Here is a 15,478-nt window from a genome sequence, read left to right on the forward strand (position 1 = left end):
TCTTCACCAGAAAGGTGCTCCGGTTCCTGCGTTGATCAAGACCTAGACAATCTCGATCCTCGCAGGTCAGGAGCACCTTTCCTACGTCCGGAGCGGAACGATCACGGACCGGCGTGAAAGCCCCGGGCTAGTTGCACCCCGGCGTGCAACCGGGGTTTCCCGAGGCTCAGGCGAGCTGGGCGGCCACCAGCGGGGTGAGGGTGAGGTGGGGCTTGTTCTGCTCGAGCGCCCGCAGCGACCACTTGTCGGTGAAGACGGCCAGCACCTCGCCGTCGGGCCGCGTCATGACCTCCGCGCCGCGGGCCTTGGCGATCTCGGGTGCGGACTCGGCGTCGGTGATGCGCGCGACCGAGTAGGGCAGCATCTCCAGCTGCACCTTGGACCCGAACTCGTGCTCCATGCGGTGGCTGGCCACCTCGAACTGCATGGGCCCGACGACGGCCAGCACCGGGGCGCCGTCCCCGCGGCGCTCGGAGATCAGCACCTGGACGACGCCCTCCCCGGCGAGGGTGTCCATCCCCTTGCGGAACTGCTTGTACTTGCTGGTGTCCGCCGCCCGGGCGACCGCGAAGTGCTCGGGGGCGAAGGTGGTGATGGGGGGATACGTCACCGGGGAATCGACGTACAGGGTGTCGCCCACCCCCAGCGCGCTGGCGTTGACCAGGCCGACGACATCGCCGGGGTAGGCGGTCTCGATGGTCTCGCGGTCGCGGCCGAAGACCTGCTGGGCGTACTTGGTGGCGAAGGGTCGGCCGTTGGCGGCGTTGGTGACGACCATGCCGCGCTCGAAGATCCCGGTGCAGACCCGGATGTAGGCCAGCCGGTCGCGGTGGCCGGTGTCCATGCCGGCCTGCACCTTGAACACGAACGCGCTGAACGGGTCGTCGAGCGAGCGCGGCTTGCCGTCGGCATCGGGCCGGTCGGCCGGCGGCGGGGCCAGGTCGACCAGGGTGTCCAACAGGGCCGCGACCCCGAAGTTCGACACCGCGGAGGCGAACAGCACCGGGGTGGTGGCCCCGGCCAGGAACAGCTCCTGGTCGTGCTCGGCGCCGGTCTCGGCCAGCAGCTCGCTCTCCTCCAGCGCCGTCGTCCAGGCGTCACCCTCCTGGGCGAGCGCGGCGTCGGCGTCCATCACCTTCTCCGGGGCGATGGTGGCGCCGCCGGCGGTGCGGGTGAAGTGGCGGTAGCTGCCGTCGCGGCGGTCCAGCACGCCGCGGAAGTCGCCGGCGATGCCGACCGGCCAGGTCAGCGGGGTGGGCTGCAGGCCGGTCCGCTCGGCGATCTCGTCCATCAGGGCCAGCGCCTCGTTGCCCGGGCGGTCCCACTTGTTGACCACTGTGATGATGGGGATGCCGCGGTGCTTGCAGACCGCGAACAGCTTCATGGTCTGGGTCTCCAGGCCCTTGGCGGCGTCCACCAGCATCACCGCGGCGTCGACGGCGGTGAGCACCCGGTAGGTGTCCTCGGAGAAGTCGGCGTGGCCGGGGGTGTCGAGCAGGTTGACCACCGCGTCGCGGTAGGCGAACTGCAGCGCCGCCGAGGTGATGGAGATGCCGCGCGCCTTCTCCATGTCCATCCAGTCGGACACGGTGGCGCCCCGGCCGGCCTTGCCGTGCACCGCCCCGGCGCGGCCGATCACGTGCGCGTGCAGGGCGAGGGCCTCGGTGAGGGTGGACTTGCCGGCGTCGGGGTGGCTGATGACGGCGAAGGTCCGACGGCGCGCGGCCTCGCCGGCGGTGGTGCTCATTCCCGCAAGTCTACGGCGGTGCGCACGCGGGCCGACGCGCGTGCTGCAGGGAATGGTCAGCCACTGCCCCCGGGTGGGTGCAGGAATGGAAACCGGACAATTGTCGACACGGGCGTGCAGGTCAACGTCGGAATGGGGTCGACTCGTCGACCCGGGTGGTCACCGACCGCTCCGCCCGTGACCCACGAAGTCGACACTGACCGTTCCGACCTGGCATTTCATCGTCGCTCGCCAGGGTGATGAGGCGGTCACCCCGTTGGGTGACGAGCGGTGACCGACCATTCACCGAATGGTCCCCGTCGGGTCCGCGTGCACATCGGAAAAAATGCGCCCGTTCTGTACGGGTTCGAGTGAACAACGTGGGCGGGCTGCCGTAATCGAGCCTGACGGTCGGGGGGAGTGCCCCGCGAGGACGGCAGGAAGAGGACGAGCGTGGACGGCTTGGACGACATCGTCGAGGACTTCCTCGTCGAGAGCCACGAGAACCTGGACCAGCTGGACCGGGACCTGGTGGCGCTCGAGCAAGAGCCCAACTCCCGGGAGCGGCTGTCGAGCATCTTCCGCACGATCCACACGATCAAGGGCACCAGCGGCTTCCTGGCCTTCGGCAAGTTGGAGCAGGTCGCCCACGTCGGCGAGAACATGCTGTCCCGGCTCCGGGACGGCGCGCTCGAGCTGACCCCGCGCCGCACCGACGCGCTGCTGACGATGGTCGACACCGTCCGCGAGCTGCTGGGGTCGATCGAGACCACCGGCGGTGAGGGCTCGGTCGACGTCGAGCTGGCCGTCGCGCTGATCAGTGCGGCCCTGGAGGAGCCGGCCGAGGACGCCGCCGCGGCGCCGGCCGACGAGAGCTCGGCCGCCGAGAGCCCGGCCGCCGACAGCCCGGCCGCCGACGCGGACGCCGTCGAGGAGAGCCCGGCCGCCGTCGAGACCCCCTTCGAGACGCCGGCCGTCGTCGAGGCACCGGCCGTGCCCGCACCGGTCGCGCCCGCACCGGTTGCCGTTGCGCCGGCGCCGGCGCCCGCAGCCCCGAAGCCGGCGGCCAAGCCGGCCGCGGCCGGCGAGGACGGCGAGGCCCCGCGCCGCGCGGTCGCCGACTCCACCATCCGCGTCGACGTCGACCTGCTCGACGCCCTCATGCAGCTGGTCGGCGAGCTCGTGCTCACCCGCAACCAGATCGTGCAGTACGTCTCCCGACAGGCCGACACCGACCTGGTGCGCGCCGGCCAGCGGCTCAACCTCATCGCCAGCGAGCTGCAGGAGGGCGTCATGAAGACGCGCATGCAGCCCATCGACCACATCTGGTCCAAGCTGCCCCGCGTCGTCCGCGACCTGGGCATGCAGTGCGGCAAGACCGTGCGGCTGGCCATGGAGGGCAACGAGACCGAGCTGGACAAGACCCTGCTCGAGGCGGTCAAGGACCCGCTGACCCACCTGGTGCGCAACTCGGTCGACCACGGCATCGAGACCCCCGAGGCCCGCCGCGCCGCCGGCAAGCCGTCGGAGGGGGTGCTGAGCCTGCGGGCGCGGCACGAGTCCGGCCAGGTGGTGGTCGAGGTCATCGACGACGGCGCCGGCATCGACCCGGCCAAGATCGGCGAGAGCGCGATCCGCAAGGGCCTGGTCACCGCCGAGCAGCTGGCCCGCATGGCCACCGCCGACGTCCTGCAGCTGATCTTCGCCCCCGGCTTCTCCACCGCCGCCGCGGTCACCAACGTGTCCGGCCGCGGGGTCGGCATGGACGTCGTCAAGACCAACATCGAGGCCATCGGCGGCACGATCGAGATCGAGTCCGAGCCCGGCCGCGGTACCTGCACCCGGCTGCGCATCCCGCTGACCCTGGCGATCGTGCCGGCGCTGACAGTCGAGTGCGCCGGCGACCGCTACGCCATCCCGCAGGTCAGCCTGCAGGAGCTGGTCAGCCTGGACGCCGAGAAGGCCGCCACCGCGGTCGAGGAGATCGGCGGCGCCCAGGTCTACCGCCTGCGCGGGGAACTGCTGCCGCTCGTGCAGCTGGCCGACGTCTTCGGCCTCACCTCCGACCGGCACGACGGCCACGTCGTCATCGCCGTCCTGCGGTCCGAGGGCCGCCGCTTCGGCCTGGTCGTCGACCGGGTCATCAACACCGAGGAGATCGTCGTGAAGGCAGTCGGCGCCCAGCTCAAGTCCATCGGCCTCTACTCGGGGGCCACGGTCCTGGGCGACGGCACCGTCGCCCTGATCCTCGACGTGCAGGCCCTGGCCCGCCGCGCCCTGCGGGCCGAGACCGTCGAGCGCGCCGACCAGCGCACCGCGGCCGCCACGGCGGCGACCCACGCGGCGACCGCGGACCGCTCGCGCATGCTGCTGGCCGCGATCGGCGGCGGACGCCGGGTGGCCATCCCGCTGGACACCGTCACCCGCCTGGAGCAGATCAAGACGGCGACGGTGGAGCGGGTGGGCTCCCGGGAGGTCGTGCAGTACCGCGGCGCGATCCTGCCCATCGTCCGGCTCGACCGGCACCTGGGTGCGACGTCCTCCTACGGCTACGGCGAGGAGGAGGCCAAGGACACCCTCGAGGTGATCGTGTACGCCGACCGCGACCGCAGCGTGGCCATCGTCGTCGAGGAGATCCTGGACATCATCGACGACAGCGAGGCCAAGCACTCCGACATCGACGACATGGGCCTGCTCGGCTCCGCCGTCTTCGGCGACAAGGTCACCGAGCTGCTCGACGTCCGCGCCGCGATCCTCGCGGCCGACCCCGGCTTCTACGCCTTCGACACCACCGCCCCGGCGGCCTCCGACGACCTGATGGCGGTCTGACATGAGCACGGCAACCACCACCGCGAGCACCACCGGCACCGCCCAGCTGGCCACCTTCTGGCTCGACGGCGACCTCTACGGCGTCGAGGTCGAGCACGTGCAGGAGGTGCTGCGGGCGCAGAAGCTCACCCGGGTGCCCCTGGCCCCGCCGGCCGTGGCCGGCCTGATCAACCTGCGCGGCCAGGTGGTCACCGCCATCGAGCTGCGTGAGCGCCTGGGCCGCCCGGCCCGCGGCGACGACGCCGAGAGCGTGGTCATCGTCGTCCGCATGCACGGCGAGGCCGTCAGCTTCCTCGTCGACGGCATCGCCGACGTCGTGCACGTCGACGCGGCAGACTTCGAGCAGCCGCCGGACACCCTCGACGGTCGGGCCCGCGAGCTCATCCGCGGCGCCTACAAGCTCGACGGCCGGCTCCTGCTCGCCCTCGACGTCGCCCGCGCCGTCGGCACCTGATCCCGTCGTTCTCGCTCACCGGACAACCGAGGTCATCCACCATGGCGCTCTCCGCCCCACGCGGGCTGACGAACATGTCCATCTCACGCAAGATCCTCGCCTGCGTATCCGTCGCGGTGCTGGCCGGTGTGGCCGTCGCCGGGGTGGGTGCGGTTGCCTTGGACGGCGCCGCCGAACGGGCGGACACCAGTTACCGGGAGAACATCCAGGGCCTGGTGCAGGCCGAGGAGATGCGCACCCAGCTGCTGAGCCTGCAGCTCAACCAGACGGCCGCGCTCTTGCCCAATGACGATGCTGCCAACCAGCAGGCACTCGTGGACGGCGCGAGCACCGCGGCCGCCGCCTTCACCGCGGCCGGCCAGAGCTACCTGGACACCGCTCGGGCGGCTGCGCAGGTCGACCGGGCGACAGCGGCGCTCGAGGACTACGACGCCTGGTCGACCTCCCTGTCTGCGACCACCGATGCCTACACCGCCGGGGACATCCCCCGCGCGACCGCCGCGTACACCGACGCCCAGGCGTCGCTCGCTCGGTTGACGAACGGGCTGGACGACCTGGTCGCCGCCGAGGTCGGTGCAGTTCGCCGGGCCGCGCAGGCCGCGCAGGACGACAGCTCCTCGGCTCGGGCCGCCTTGCTGATCGCGCTCGTCCTGGGATCGCTGCTCGCCCTGGGTGCGGGTTGGGCGGTGGCCCGGGGCGTCCGGCGCAGCCTGCTCGCCGTCGAGCACGTCGTCGCCGGCCTGGCCGAGGGTGATCTCACTCGGCCGACCGGCCTCGACCAGCGTGACGAGGTGGGCCGGATGGCCACCGCGCTGGACGCGGCGCAGCACAACCTCCGTGCGCTGATGGCGTCGGTGGTGAGCTCGGCGGATGCGGTGGCGGCCTCCAGCGAGGAGTTGTCGGCGTCGGCGGCGCAGATCTCGGCGTCGTCGGAGGAGACCAGCGTGCAGTCGGGCGTGGTGTCGGGTGCCGCGGACGAGGTGTCGCGCAGCGTGGCGACGGTGGCGGCGGGTGCGGAGGAGATGAGCGCCTCGATCCGGGAGATCGCCCAGAACGCCAACGAGGCCGCCCGAGTGGCCGCGGGTGCGGTGAGCGAGGCGGAGGCGACGAACCAGACGATCCAGAAGCTGGGTCTGTCGAGCAAGGAGATCGGGGACGTGGTGAAGGTGATCACCAGCATCGCCGAGCAGACGAACCTGCTGGCGCTCAACGCCACGATCGAGGCCGCCCGGGCCGGTGAGGCGGGCAAGGGGTTCGCGGTGGTCGCGAACGAGGTGAAGGAGTTGGCGCAGGAGACGGCGCGGGCGACGGAGGACATCGCGCGTCGGGTGGAGGCGATCCAGGCCGACACCGGTGGTGCGGTGGCTGCGATCGGTCGGATCGGTGAGGTGATCGGGCAGATCAACGACTACCAGCTGACCATCGCCAGCGCGGTGGAGGAGCAGACGGCGACCACCAATGAGATGTCGCGCAGCGTGGCTGAGGCCGCGGGTGGGACGACGGAGATCGCCGCGAACATCACTGGGGTCTCCACGGCGGCGACCTCCACCACCCAGGCGCTGTCCCAGACCCGGGTGGCCGTCGACGAGCTGTCGCGCATGGCTGCCGACCTGCGCACCAGCGTCTCCACCTTCACCTACTGATCGACGCGGGGGGAGGGGCAGCCCTCCCCCCGCGTCGCACCACTTCCAGGACCGGGGTCCCACGTGCCGTACTCGTTGGTCAGCGCCGCCACGCTCGGCTTCGACCTGGTCCGCCTGCCCGGGGGCCCCGACGTCGCCACCGTCCTGCTGGCCGGCCTCGGCGCCGGGCCCGAGCACCTGCAGCAGTGGGCCGCCCATCACCCGGTGGTGAGCGGCTCGACCGCCCAACGCCACCGGTGGAGCGACCGGGCCGCCCGCATCCGTGAGGTGGCCGCCACCGGGGTGGTCGACCTCCGGTCGGCCCAGGCCCACCCCGAGGCCCGCACCGAAGCCCTCGTGGCGCTGCTCGAGCAGGGCACCATCGGGGATGCTGCGTCCCTGGAACGGCTGCTGAGGGAGGACGTCCTGGGCCCCGAGTCGGGGTCCGCCGTCGAGGTCGGCGCCGACGTGCGCGAGCTGGCCGCCGACGTGCTGGCCGACGCCGCCGTGGCCGGCTGGGCCGCCGCGGCGGTCGCCGACCGCGACCGCAGGGCCGTCACGGCGCTGGTCGACCGGGTCGGCCCCGTGCCGCCACCGGACCTCGGCCCGGCCGGGGACGCCCTGCTGGAGCTGACCGACACCGTGGCCGGCTTCGACGAGCTGCGCCGCGGCCGCTGGCGGGTGGCCGTCGACGAGGTCCGGGAGGCCCGTCGCTCGTGGGCCGCGGCCATGCACGGCGCCGCCTGGGCCGCGCACGTCTCGGGCCGCACCCGGGCCCTGGGGGCGGCGCAGCTGCTGGCCGTCGGCGCCTTCCGGGCCGCCGGCTTCACCCCCGGCGACGGCGCCCGCGGGGTGTGGAACGCCTTCTCCGGCGTCGTGCAGGGGGTGGCCATGACCGACCTCCTCGACGGCGCCGCGCTCGATCAGCTGCTGCTGCCCTGGCTGCTGGCCGAGGGGACCCACCCCACCGGGGTGCACCCCACCACCAGCTAGCCCGCCCGGCTCAACCCCGACCCCCTCCGTGCCGATGACCACACCACTGCCCGCCCCTTGGCCGGCACCAGCAGAGAGCAGGATGCCGTGCCCCCGATCCGCGTGATGGTGGTCGACGACTCGATCGTGGTCCGCAAGATCGTCACCGACGTCCTCGCCGAGGACCCCGCCATCGAGGTGGTGGGCACGGCCGTGAACGGCAAGGTCGCCCTGGCCAAGGTCGACGCGCTGCGCCCGGACCTCATCACGATGGACATCGAGATGCCGGAGATGAACGGCATCCAGACCGTCGCGGCGATCCGGAAGTCGGGACGACGCACCCCGATCATCATGTTCTCCACGCTGACCGAGCGCGGCGCCACCGCCACCCTCGACGCCCTGGCCGCCGGCGCCGACGACTACGTCACCAAGCCGGCCAACGTCGGCAGCGTGCAGCAGTCCAAGGAGAGCGTGCGGGAGCAGCTCATCCCGCGGATCAAGGTGCTCACCGGTCGGCCGCTCACCCCGGCCGCCGCCCCGCGTGCCCTCGTCCCCCCGCCGGCACCGTCCCCCCGCGGCGCCCGCAAGACCCCGGCGGTCCTGGTCATCGGCTCCTCGACCGGCGGGCCCGACGCCCTCACCAAGGTCATCCCGCGGCTGCCGCGGGACTACCCGCTGCCGGTGCTGGTCGTGCAGCACATGCCCCCGGTCTTCACCAAGCAGTTCGCCGGCCGGCTGGACCGGCTGAGCGCGCTCTCCGTCGTCGAGGCCACCGCGGGCGTCCCGATCACCCCCGGCACGGTGCACATCGCCCCCGGTGACTTCCACCTGACCGTCGCCCCCGGTGCCGGGGTCCGCCGCACCGCGCTGGACCAGGCCGCCCCGGAGAACTTCTGCCGGCCCGCCGTCGACGTGCTCTTCCGCTCGGCCGCCGCGGCCTACGACGGCGCGGTGCTGGCCGTCGTCCTCACCGGCATGGGTTCGGACGGCAAGCTCGGCACCGGCCAGATCCGGGCTGCCGGCGGCACCGTCGTCGCCCAGGACCAGGCGACCTCCGTCGTCTGGGGCATGCCCGGCGCCGTCACCCAGGCCGGGCACGCCGACGAGGTCGTACCGCTCGACCGGGTCGCCGAGTCGATCCTCCGCCTCACCGCCCCCCGCCCCTCGACCCTGGTCGGAGCCCGCCCATGACCACCGCACTGGCCACGTCCGGCTTCGACTGGGTCTGCCAGCTCGTCCGCCGGGAGTCGGCGATCGTCCTCGCGCCGGGCAAGGAGTACCTGGTCGAGGCCCGGCTCATGCCGCTGGCCCGGCAGATGGGCCTGCCCGGGGTCGGCGAGCTCGTCGACCGGGTGCGGGCCCGACCCGACCCGGCCGCCGTCCGCAGCATCGTCGAGGCCCTCACCACGAACGAGACCTCGTGGTTCCGCGACGGCGACCCGTTCACGACCCTCACCAGCACGGTGGTGCCGGCCCTGCAGGCCGCCCGCCGGCCCACCGAGGAGATCAAGATCTGGTCGGCGGCCTGCTCCAGCGGGCAGGAGGCCTACACGATCGGCATGCTGCTGGCCGACGCGCTGCCCAACGCGACCAGCCGGGTCAAGATCACCGCGACCGACATCTCGCGGTCGATGGTGGAGCGCACCCGGGCCGGCCGGTTCAGCCAGCTCGAGGTCAACCGCGGCCTGCCCGCCCCGATGCTGATCCGGCACTTCCAGCGGGTCGGCCCCGAGTGGGAGATCGCCCCCGCGCTGCGCCAGATGGTGACCGCCAGCGAGCTGAACCTCGCCGGACCGCTGCCCCGGCTCGGTCCCTTCGACGTGGTCTACCTGCGCAACGTGCTCATCTACTTCGACCCGTCGACCAAGCGCGACATCCTGCGCAAGGTCCGGCAGGTCATGCGCCCCGACGGCTGGCTCTTCCTGGGCGCAGCCGAGACGACCTTGGGTGTCGACGACACCTGGGAGCGGGTCCCCTGCGGCCGCGGCTCCGCCTACCGACCGATGAAGGGGAACTGACATGCGAGCGCTGGTGATCGACGACTCCCGCGCCATGCGCCGGATCGTCGCCTCGATCCTGGAGGGGTTCGGGTACGAGACCCGCCCCGCCGGGCACGGCCGGGAAGCCCTGGACGTGCTCGAGGAGGGCTGGGTCCCCGACCTGGCCTGCATCGACTGGAACATGCCGGTCATGGACGGGCTCCAGTTCGTCTCCGTCGTGCGTGCCAACCCGGCCTGGCGGTCGGTCACGCTCATGATGGTCACCACCGAGAGCGAGCACGGCCAGATCGTCAAGGCCCTGGCCGCCGGGGCCCACGAGTACGTCATCAAGCCGTTCACCGCCGACGCCATCGGCGACAAGCTGTCGCTGCTGGGCCTGATGCCCACCGGGGTGCCGGCATGACCGCCACCATCGCCGCGCTCATCACGCCGGAGACGGTCACCGAGGTGGCCGGCGAGGTGTGGAGCGCCATGGTCGGCACGGACGAGGTGCTCGTGCCCGTCGGCGCCGAGGTCCCCGCCGGCCTGAGCGCCTGGGTCACCGTCACCGGCCCGTGGAACGGCGCCGTCGTGCTGACCTGCAGCGTGTCGGCCACCGAGGACCTCGCCCGCGCGGTGCTGCAGCTCGGCCCCGACGAGACGCCCGACGACGGCGACGTCGACGACGTCCTCCGCGAGCTGGCCAACATCCTCGGCGGCAACGTCAAGTCCCTCCTGCCCGGCCCCTCCTCGCTGGGCCTGCCGGAGACCGGCACCCCGCCGGCTGCCCGCCCGGGCAGCTCGACGGTCGCCGTCAGCTGGCGCGGCCACCCCCTCGCCATCACCATCCAGGGCGCCCCTGGGCAGAACCAGCAGGCGCCCGTGTTCACCACGGAGGTCACCCAGTGAAGATCCTCGTCGCCGACGACAGCCGTGTGATGCGGCAGATCGTCGTCCGCACGCTCCGCCAGGCCGGCTACGACGACGTCGACGTCGTCGAGGCCGAGGACGGGGCCGACTGCCTGGCCAAGGTCGGCACGGAGTCGCCGGACCTGGTCCTGTCGGACTGGAACATGCCGAACATGCTGGGCATCGACTGCCTGCGTGCGCTGCGGGCCCAGGGCTCCTCGGTGCCCTTCGGCTTCGTCACCTCGGAGGGTTCGCCCGAGATGCGCGACGAGGCCGCCGCGGCCGGCGCCCTGTTCCTCATCGCCAAGCCGTTCACCGCGGACACCTTCCGCGACGCGCTGGACCCGGTGCTGGCGTGAGCGCCCCGGTCGCGACCTCGCTGCCGAGCAACAAGGCCGTGCTGGACCTGCTCCAGGGGCTGCTCGGCCGGGACATCACGGTGGGGCCGGGTGCCCCGGTCACCCCGTCGGCGTCGCGGCCGGCGGCGGTCGCCTCCTACGTCGACCCCTCGTACGGGCTCAACGCGATCATCCTGGTCGACCTGCCGCTGTCGGCGTGGTGCGCCGGGGCCCTGGCCCTGCTCCCCAAGGGCGGGTGCGAGGACTCCGTCGAGGAGGGCGAGCTCACCGACATGCAGGTGGAGGTGCTGCACGAGGTGGTCAACGTCGCCGCGTCGCTGTTCAACGCCGGCGGGGTGCTGCACTCCAAGCTGGACAAGCTCTACGCCCCGGGCGAGGCCCTGCCGGCCGACCTGGGCGGGCTGACCGCCTCCACCAACCGCGTCGACCTCGACGTCACCGTGGCCGGCTACGGCAAGGGATCGCTGTCGATCATCCTGGCCTGACGCACGCTCGAGCAGCACGCACGGCCCCCGGACGGCATCCGGGTCGACGTGTCGAGGGCCCGAGGACCCCTCGGCGATCTCGCGTGAGCTCGACGGGCTGGTGGGCACCGTGCGGGTCTCATCGCTAGCAGATGGGCGTGTCAAACGGTAGCTGGTACTTCGGGTAACGGGCACCTACGGTGCTCGGCATGCCTGAGCTGACCCGCCGCAGCGTCCTCGCCGGCTCCGCCGCTGCCGGCCTCACCCTGCTCGCCTCCCGGGGAGTCGCCTCCGCCGCACCGCGGCGGGTGCCGACCACCCGGGAGGAGCACCGGGTGGTGGTGGTCGGGTCGGGGTTCGGCGGCGGCGTGACCGCGCTGCGGTTCGCCCAGGCCGGCATCCCGGTGCTCGTGCTGGAGCGGGGCAAGCGGTGGGTCGCGGGGCCGGGCCTGGACACCTTCCCCAGCTTCCGCACCGGCCTCGACGAGCGGATCGCCTGGAAGAACAGCCTGGCTGCACCGCTGGCCGGCCCGCTCAACTCGGTGCACGCACTGCTGGGGCTCATCGGGCCCGGTGGCAACCCGCTCGGCCTGCCCTCGCCGCTGGCCGGCCCGCACCTGGGCCTGCTCGAGCGGGTGGCCGGCAACGGCATGGACATCATGTGCGCCGCCGGGGTCGGCGGCGGGTCGCTGGCCTACCAGGGCATGAGCCTGCAGCCCACCCGACCGCTGTTCGAGGCGACCATGCCCGCCGGGCTCGACTACGACGAGCTCGACCGGGTGCACTACCCGCGCGTCGCCCAGATGCTGCGGCTGGCCACTGCGCCGGACTCCATCGTGGAGACGCCCAACTACACGACGCCGCGCACCTTCGCGCGGCGCACGCAGGCGGCCGGGTACGCGGTGGAGAAGGTGCCTATGCCGCTGGACTGGAGCTACGCCCAGCGCGAGCTGGACGGGGAGATGCCGCCGTCGATGTCCAACGGCGACTGCGGCTTCGGGGTGAACAACGGCGGCAAGAACTCCGTCGACGTCACCTACCTGGCCCAGGCCGAGGCCACCGGTCGGGTCACGGTGGCCGCCCAGCACGAGGTCACCGACGTCGTCCGGCTCGGCGACGGGCGCTGGCAGCTCTTGGTCGATCGGCTGGCGTTGGACGGCACCGTCCTCGAGCACAAGGTCGTCACGACCACCGCGCTGGTCATGGCGGCCGGGACGGCGGGCACGGTGCGGCTGCTCATGCGCGCCCAGCAGCGTGGTGGCATCCCCGACCTGCCCGACGGCCTGGGCGAGGGGTGGGGCTCCAACGGTGACCGGATCTGCGTGTGGCTGGGCCCTGGCGAGGAGCTGACCATGCCGCAAGGCGGGCCGGTCGTGTACTGCAGCAAGGAGTGGGACGACCCGGCCACCGCCAACACGATCATCCAGGCCTCGATCCCGCCGCTGCCGCAGGTGCCGGTCACCATGGTCGTGGGGTACGGGATCAGCGAGGGTCGTGGCCGTTTCCGCTGGGACCACCTGCGCGACGACGCCGTCCTGGACTGGTCGCCGTTCGCCGACGCCCGGCTCGCGACCCGCATCCGCACCCGCATGGCCGAGATCACGGGCCCGGGCGCGCTCGTCCTGGACACCACCACCCCTGCCCCCTCGACCTGGCACCCCCTCGGCGGGGCGGCCATGGGGTCGGTGTGCGACCTGGAGGGTCGGGTGGCGGGGCAGCGGGGGCTCTACGTGCTCGACGGTGCGCTCATCCCCGGCAACACCGCAGCCTGCAACCCCTCGCTGACCATCGCCGCTGTCGTCGAGCGGGCCACCGACCGACTGCTGGCCACCGACGCCGGGACGGTCTTCTAGTCGGCGAGCAGCTCCCGCACCAGGCCGCCGACGGCGTCGACCTCGACCAGGAACCCGTCGTGGCCGTACGGGCTGGCGATCACGCGCAGGGGCACACCGAGGGCGTCGGCCACCCGCCGCTGCTCGGCGATGCGGTACAGCCGGTCGGAGTCGACGCCGGCCACCAGGCAGCGGGCGGTCACCCGGGCCAGGGCCGCCTCGACCCCACCGCGGCCGCGCCCGACGTCCCAGGTGTTCATGGCCTGCGTCAGCACCGTGTAGCTGCGCGGGTCGAACCGGGCGGTCAGCTTGTCCGCGTGGTGCTGCAGGTAGCTGGCCACCGCGAAGCGGCCGTCGTCCTGCACGTCGTTGCCGAAGCGGGTGCCCAGCTCGAACGCGCTGCGGTAGGTGAGGTGCGCGATGCGGCGGGCGATGCCCAGACCGGCGACCGGGTCGGCGGCGATCGCGGCCTGCTGGGTGGTCTGGGTGCCGATCTGGTCGGCGGTGGCCACCGGCCCGGAGGCCAGGAAGAGCAGCCGCTCCACCTGGGCCGGCCGCGACACCGCCCACTCCAGGGCCCGCATCCCGCCCATCGAGCCGCCCAGCACCGCGGCCCACCGGTCGATGCCGAGCGCCGCGGCGAGCCGGGCCTCGACCTCGACCTGGTCGGCGATGGTGACCTCGGGGAACCGGTCGCCCCAGGGGGCGCCGTCCGGGGCCGGGGACGCCGGACCGGTCGTCCCCTGGCAGCCGCCCAGCACGTTGGCGCACACGACGAACTGGCCGGCCAGCGGCCCGGCCAGTCCCTCCCACCAGCCGGGGGTGGGGTGGCCGGGGCCGGCGGCGCCGAGCAGGTGGCTGTCCCCGGTCAGCGCGTGCTCGACCAGCACCGCGGGGTCGCCGGGGGAGCCCCACGTCTCGTAGGCCACCCGGACGGCGGGCAGCGACCCGCCCCGCTCCAGGTCGAGCCGGCCGAGGTCGACGAACCGGCGGTCGCCGGGCGGGTCCCCCTCCCGCCAGGCGCCCGCCACCTCAGGCGCTCTTCGCCGCGCGGAAGCCCGCCTCGAGGTCGGCCAGGATGTCCTCGATCCCCTCGAGACCCACGGCCAGGCGCACCAGGCCCGGGGTCACACCGGTGGTGAGCTGCTCCTCGGGGGTCAGCTGGGAGTGGGTGGTCGAGGCCGGGTGGATGACCAGGCTGCGCACGTCACCGATGTTGGCCACGTGGCTGTGCAGCTCGAGGGCCTCCACGAACGCCTTGCCGGCGTCGACGCCGCCGGCGATCTCGAAGGCGAGCACGGCGCCGGGGCCCTTCGGGGCGTACTTCGTCGCGGCGGCGTGCCAGGGGGAGGAGGGCAGGCCGGCGTAGTGCACCGACTCCACCTCGTCGCGGGCCTCGAGCCACTCCGCGACGGCCTGGGCGTTGGCCACGTGCCGGTCCAGCCGCAGCGACAGCGTCTCGATGCCCTGCACGACCAGGAAGGCGTTGAACGGGCTGATCGCGGGGCCCAGGTCGCGCAGCAGCTGCACCCGGGCCTTGAGGGCGTAGGCCGGCGCACCCAGGTCGGCGTAGACCACACCGTGGTAGGTGGGGTCGGCGGTGGTGAACATCGGGTGCTTGCCGGCGGTCCAGTCGAAGTTGCCGCTGTCGACGACGACCCCGGCCACGGCGGTGCCGTGCCCGCCCAGGTACTTCGTGGCCGAGTGCACGACGACGTCGGCGCCGAACTCGATCGGCCGGATCAGGTACGGCGTGGCGATGGTGTTGTCCACGATCAGCGGGACGCCGTTGCGGTGCGCGACCTCGCTGACCGCGGAGATGTCCAGGACGTCGCCCTTCGGGTTGCCGATGGTCTCGGCGTAGAAGGCGCGGGTGTTGTCCTGCACGAGCGACTGCCAGGCCTGCGGGTCGTCGGGGTCCTCGACGAAGGACACCGTGATGCCGAGCTTGGGCAGCGAGTGGTGCAGCAGGTTGTAGGTGCCGCCGTACAGGCTGGCGGAGGCGACGACGTGGTCGCCGGCCTCGGCCAGGTTGAGGATCGACAGCGTCTCCGCGGCCTGGCCGCTGGCCACCGCGAGGGCCGCGACGCCGCCCTCGAGGGAGGCCACGCGCTGCTCCAGCGCGTCCTGCGTCGGGTTCATGATGCGGGTGTAGATGTTGCCCATCTCGGCGAGGGCGAACAGGTCCGCGGCGTGCTGGGAGTCGCGGAACTGGTAGCTGGTGGTCGCGTAGATCGGCAGCGCGCGGGCCCCGGTGGTGGGGTCGGGGCTGGTGCCGGCGTGGATCTGCCGGGTCTCGAAGCTCCAGGATTCGCTCATGTGCGCCGTCCTC

14 protein-coding genes are annotated in these 15,478 nt (G+C 72.9%); 11 read left to right on the forward strand and 3 right to left on the reverse strand.

What is annotated here, in order from left to right; translation table 11 throughout:
- Window positions 1-166: 166 nt before the first annotated feature.
- On the reverse strand, window positions 167-1,747 hold the full coding sequence (locus tag TEK04_RS18930; protein ID WP_336405916.1) for a peptide chain release factor 3: 1,581 nt from the start codon (window positions 1,745-1,747) through the stop codon (window positions 167-169).
- Between the two features lie 432 nt (window positions 1,748-2,179).
- On the opposite strand from TEK04_RS18930, the gene TEK04_RS18935 reads away from it, so the two are divergent.
- The 11 genes from TEK04_RS18935 (at window position 2,180) to TEK04_RS18985 (ending at window position 13,167) form a co-directional block, all read left to right on the forward strand.
- A complete protein-coding gene (locus TEK04_RS18935) occupies window positions 2,180-4,555 on the forward strand; it encodes a chemotaxis protein CheA (protein WP_336405917.1) in 2,376 nt (791 codons plus the stop codon).
- A gap of 1 nt (window position 4,556) precedes the next feature.
- Complete coding sequence (locus tag TEK04_RS18940; protein WP_336405918.1) at window positions 4,557-5,009, forward strand: chemotaxis protein CheW; 453 nt, start codon at window positions 4,557-4,559, stop codon at window positions 5,007-5,009.
- 74 nt (window positions 5,010-5,083) lie between these two features.
- Window positions 5,084-6,652 carry a methyl-accepting chemotaxis protein gene (locus TEK04_RS18945; RefSeq protein ID WP_336405919.1) on the forward strand — a complete coding sequence of 523 codons (1,569 nt, stop codon included), beginning with the start codon at window positions 5,084-5,086 and terminating at the stop codon, window positions 6,650-6,652.
- Between the two features lie 63 nt (window positions 6,653-6,715).
- Window positions 6,716-7,624, forward strand: coding sequence for a hypothetical protein (locus TEK04_RS18950; RefSeq protein WP_336405920.1), 909 nt, complete (start codon window positions 6,716-6,718; stop codon window positions 7,622-7,624).
- Between the two features lie 87 nt (window positions 7,625-7,711).
- A complete protein-coding gene (locus TEK04_RS18955; RefSeq protein WP_336405921.1) occupies window positions 7,712-8,794 on the forward strand; it encodes a protein-glutamate methylesterase/protein-glutamine glutaminase in 1,083 nt (360 codons plus the stop codon).
- Window positions 8,791-9,621, forward strand: a complete 831-nt coding sequence (locus TEK04_RS18960) for a CheR family methyltransferase (RefSeq protein ID WP_336405922.1) — start codon at window positions 8,791-8,793, stop codon at window positions 9,619-9,621. The genes TEK04_RS18955 and TEK04_RS18960 overlap by 4 nt, the downstream gene beginning before the upstream one ends.
- A 1-nt stretch (window position 9,622) precedes the next feature.
- A complete protein-coding gene (locus TEK04_RS18965; RefSeq protein WP_336405923.1) occupies window positions 9,623-10,006 on the forward strand; it encodes a response regulator in 384 nt (127 codons plus the stop codon).
- On the forward strand, window positions 10,003-10,491 hold the full coding sequence (locus TEK04_RS18970) for a chemotaxis protein CheX (RefSeq protein WP_336405924.1): 489 nt from the start codon (window positions 10,003-10,005) through the stop codon (window positions 10,489-10,491). Before TEK04_RS18965 ends, TEK04_RS18970 begins: the two co-directional genes overlap by 4 nt.
- Window positions 10,488-10,850, forward strand: coding sequence for a response regulator (locus TEK04_RS18975; RefSeq protein WP_336405925.1), 363 nt, complete (start codon window positions 10,488-10,490; stop codon window positions 10,848-10,850). Before TEK04_RS18970 ends, TEK04_RS18975 begins: the two co-directional genes overlap by 4 nt.
- Window positions 10,847-11,335 (forward strand): hypothetical protein, encoded by a 489-nt coding sequence (locus TEK04_RS18980; protein ID WP_336405926.1) that lies wholly within the window; start codon window positions 10,847-10,849, stop codon window positions 11,333-11,335. The genes TEK04_RS18975 and TEK04_RS18980 overlap by 4 nt, the downstream gene beginning before the upstream one ends.
- 188 nt (window positions 11,336-11,523) lie before the next feature.
- On the forward strand, window positions 11,524-13,167 hold the full coding sequence (locus TEK04_RS18985) for a GMC oxidoreductase (protein ID WP_336405927.1): 1,644 nt from the start codon (window positions 11,524-11,526) through the stop codon (window positions 13,165-13,167).
- Here the strand turns inward: TEK04_RS18985 and metX are convergent.
- Entirely contained in the window at window positions 13,164-14,177 is a 1,014-nt protein-coding gene (gene metX / locus TEK04_RS18990) for a homoserine O-acetyltransferase MetX (RefSeq protein WP_336405928.1), read from the reverse strand. The genes TEK04_RS18985 and metX overlap by 4 nt on opposite strands.
- Before the next feature lies 1 nt (window position 14,178).
- The gene (locus tag TEK04_RS18995) at window positions 14,179-15,465 is read right to left on the reverse strand and encodes a bifunctional o-acetylhomoserine/o-acetylserine sulfhydrylase (RefSeq protein ID WP_336405929.1); all 1,287 of its coding nucleotides are present in this window, start codon (window positions 15,463-15,465) and stop codon (window positions 14,179-14,181) included.
- Window positions 15,466-15,478 lie beyond the last annotated feature (13 nt).

The sequence above is a fragment of the Klenkia sesuvii genome, from assembly GCF_037083825.1.
Taxonomy (GTDB): Bacteria; Actinomycetota; Actinomycetes; order Mycobacteriales; family Geodermatophilaceae; genus Klenkia; species Klenkia sesuvii.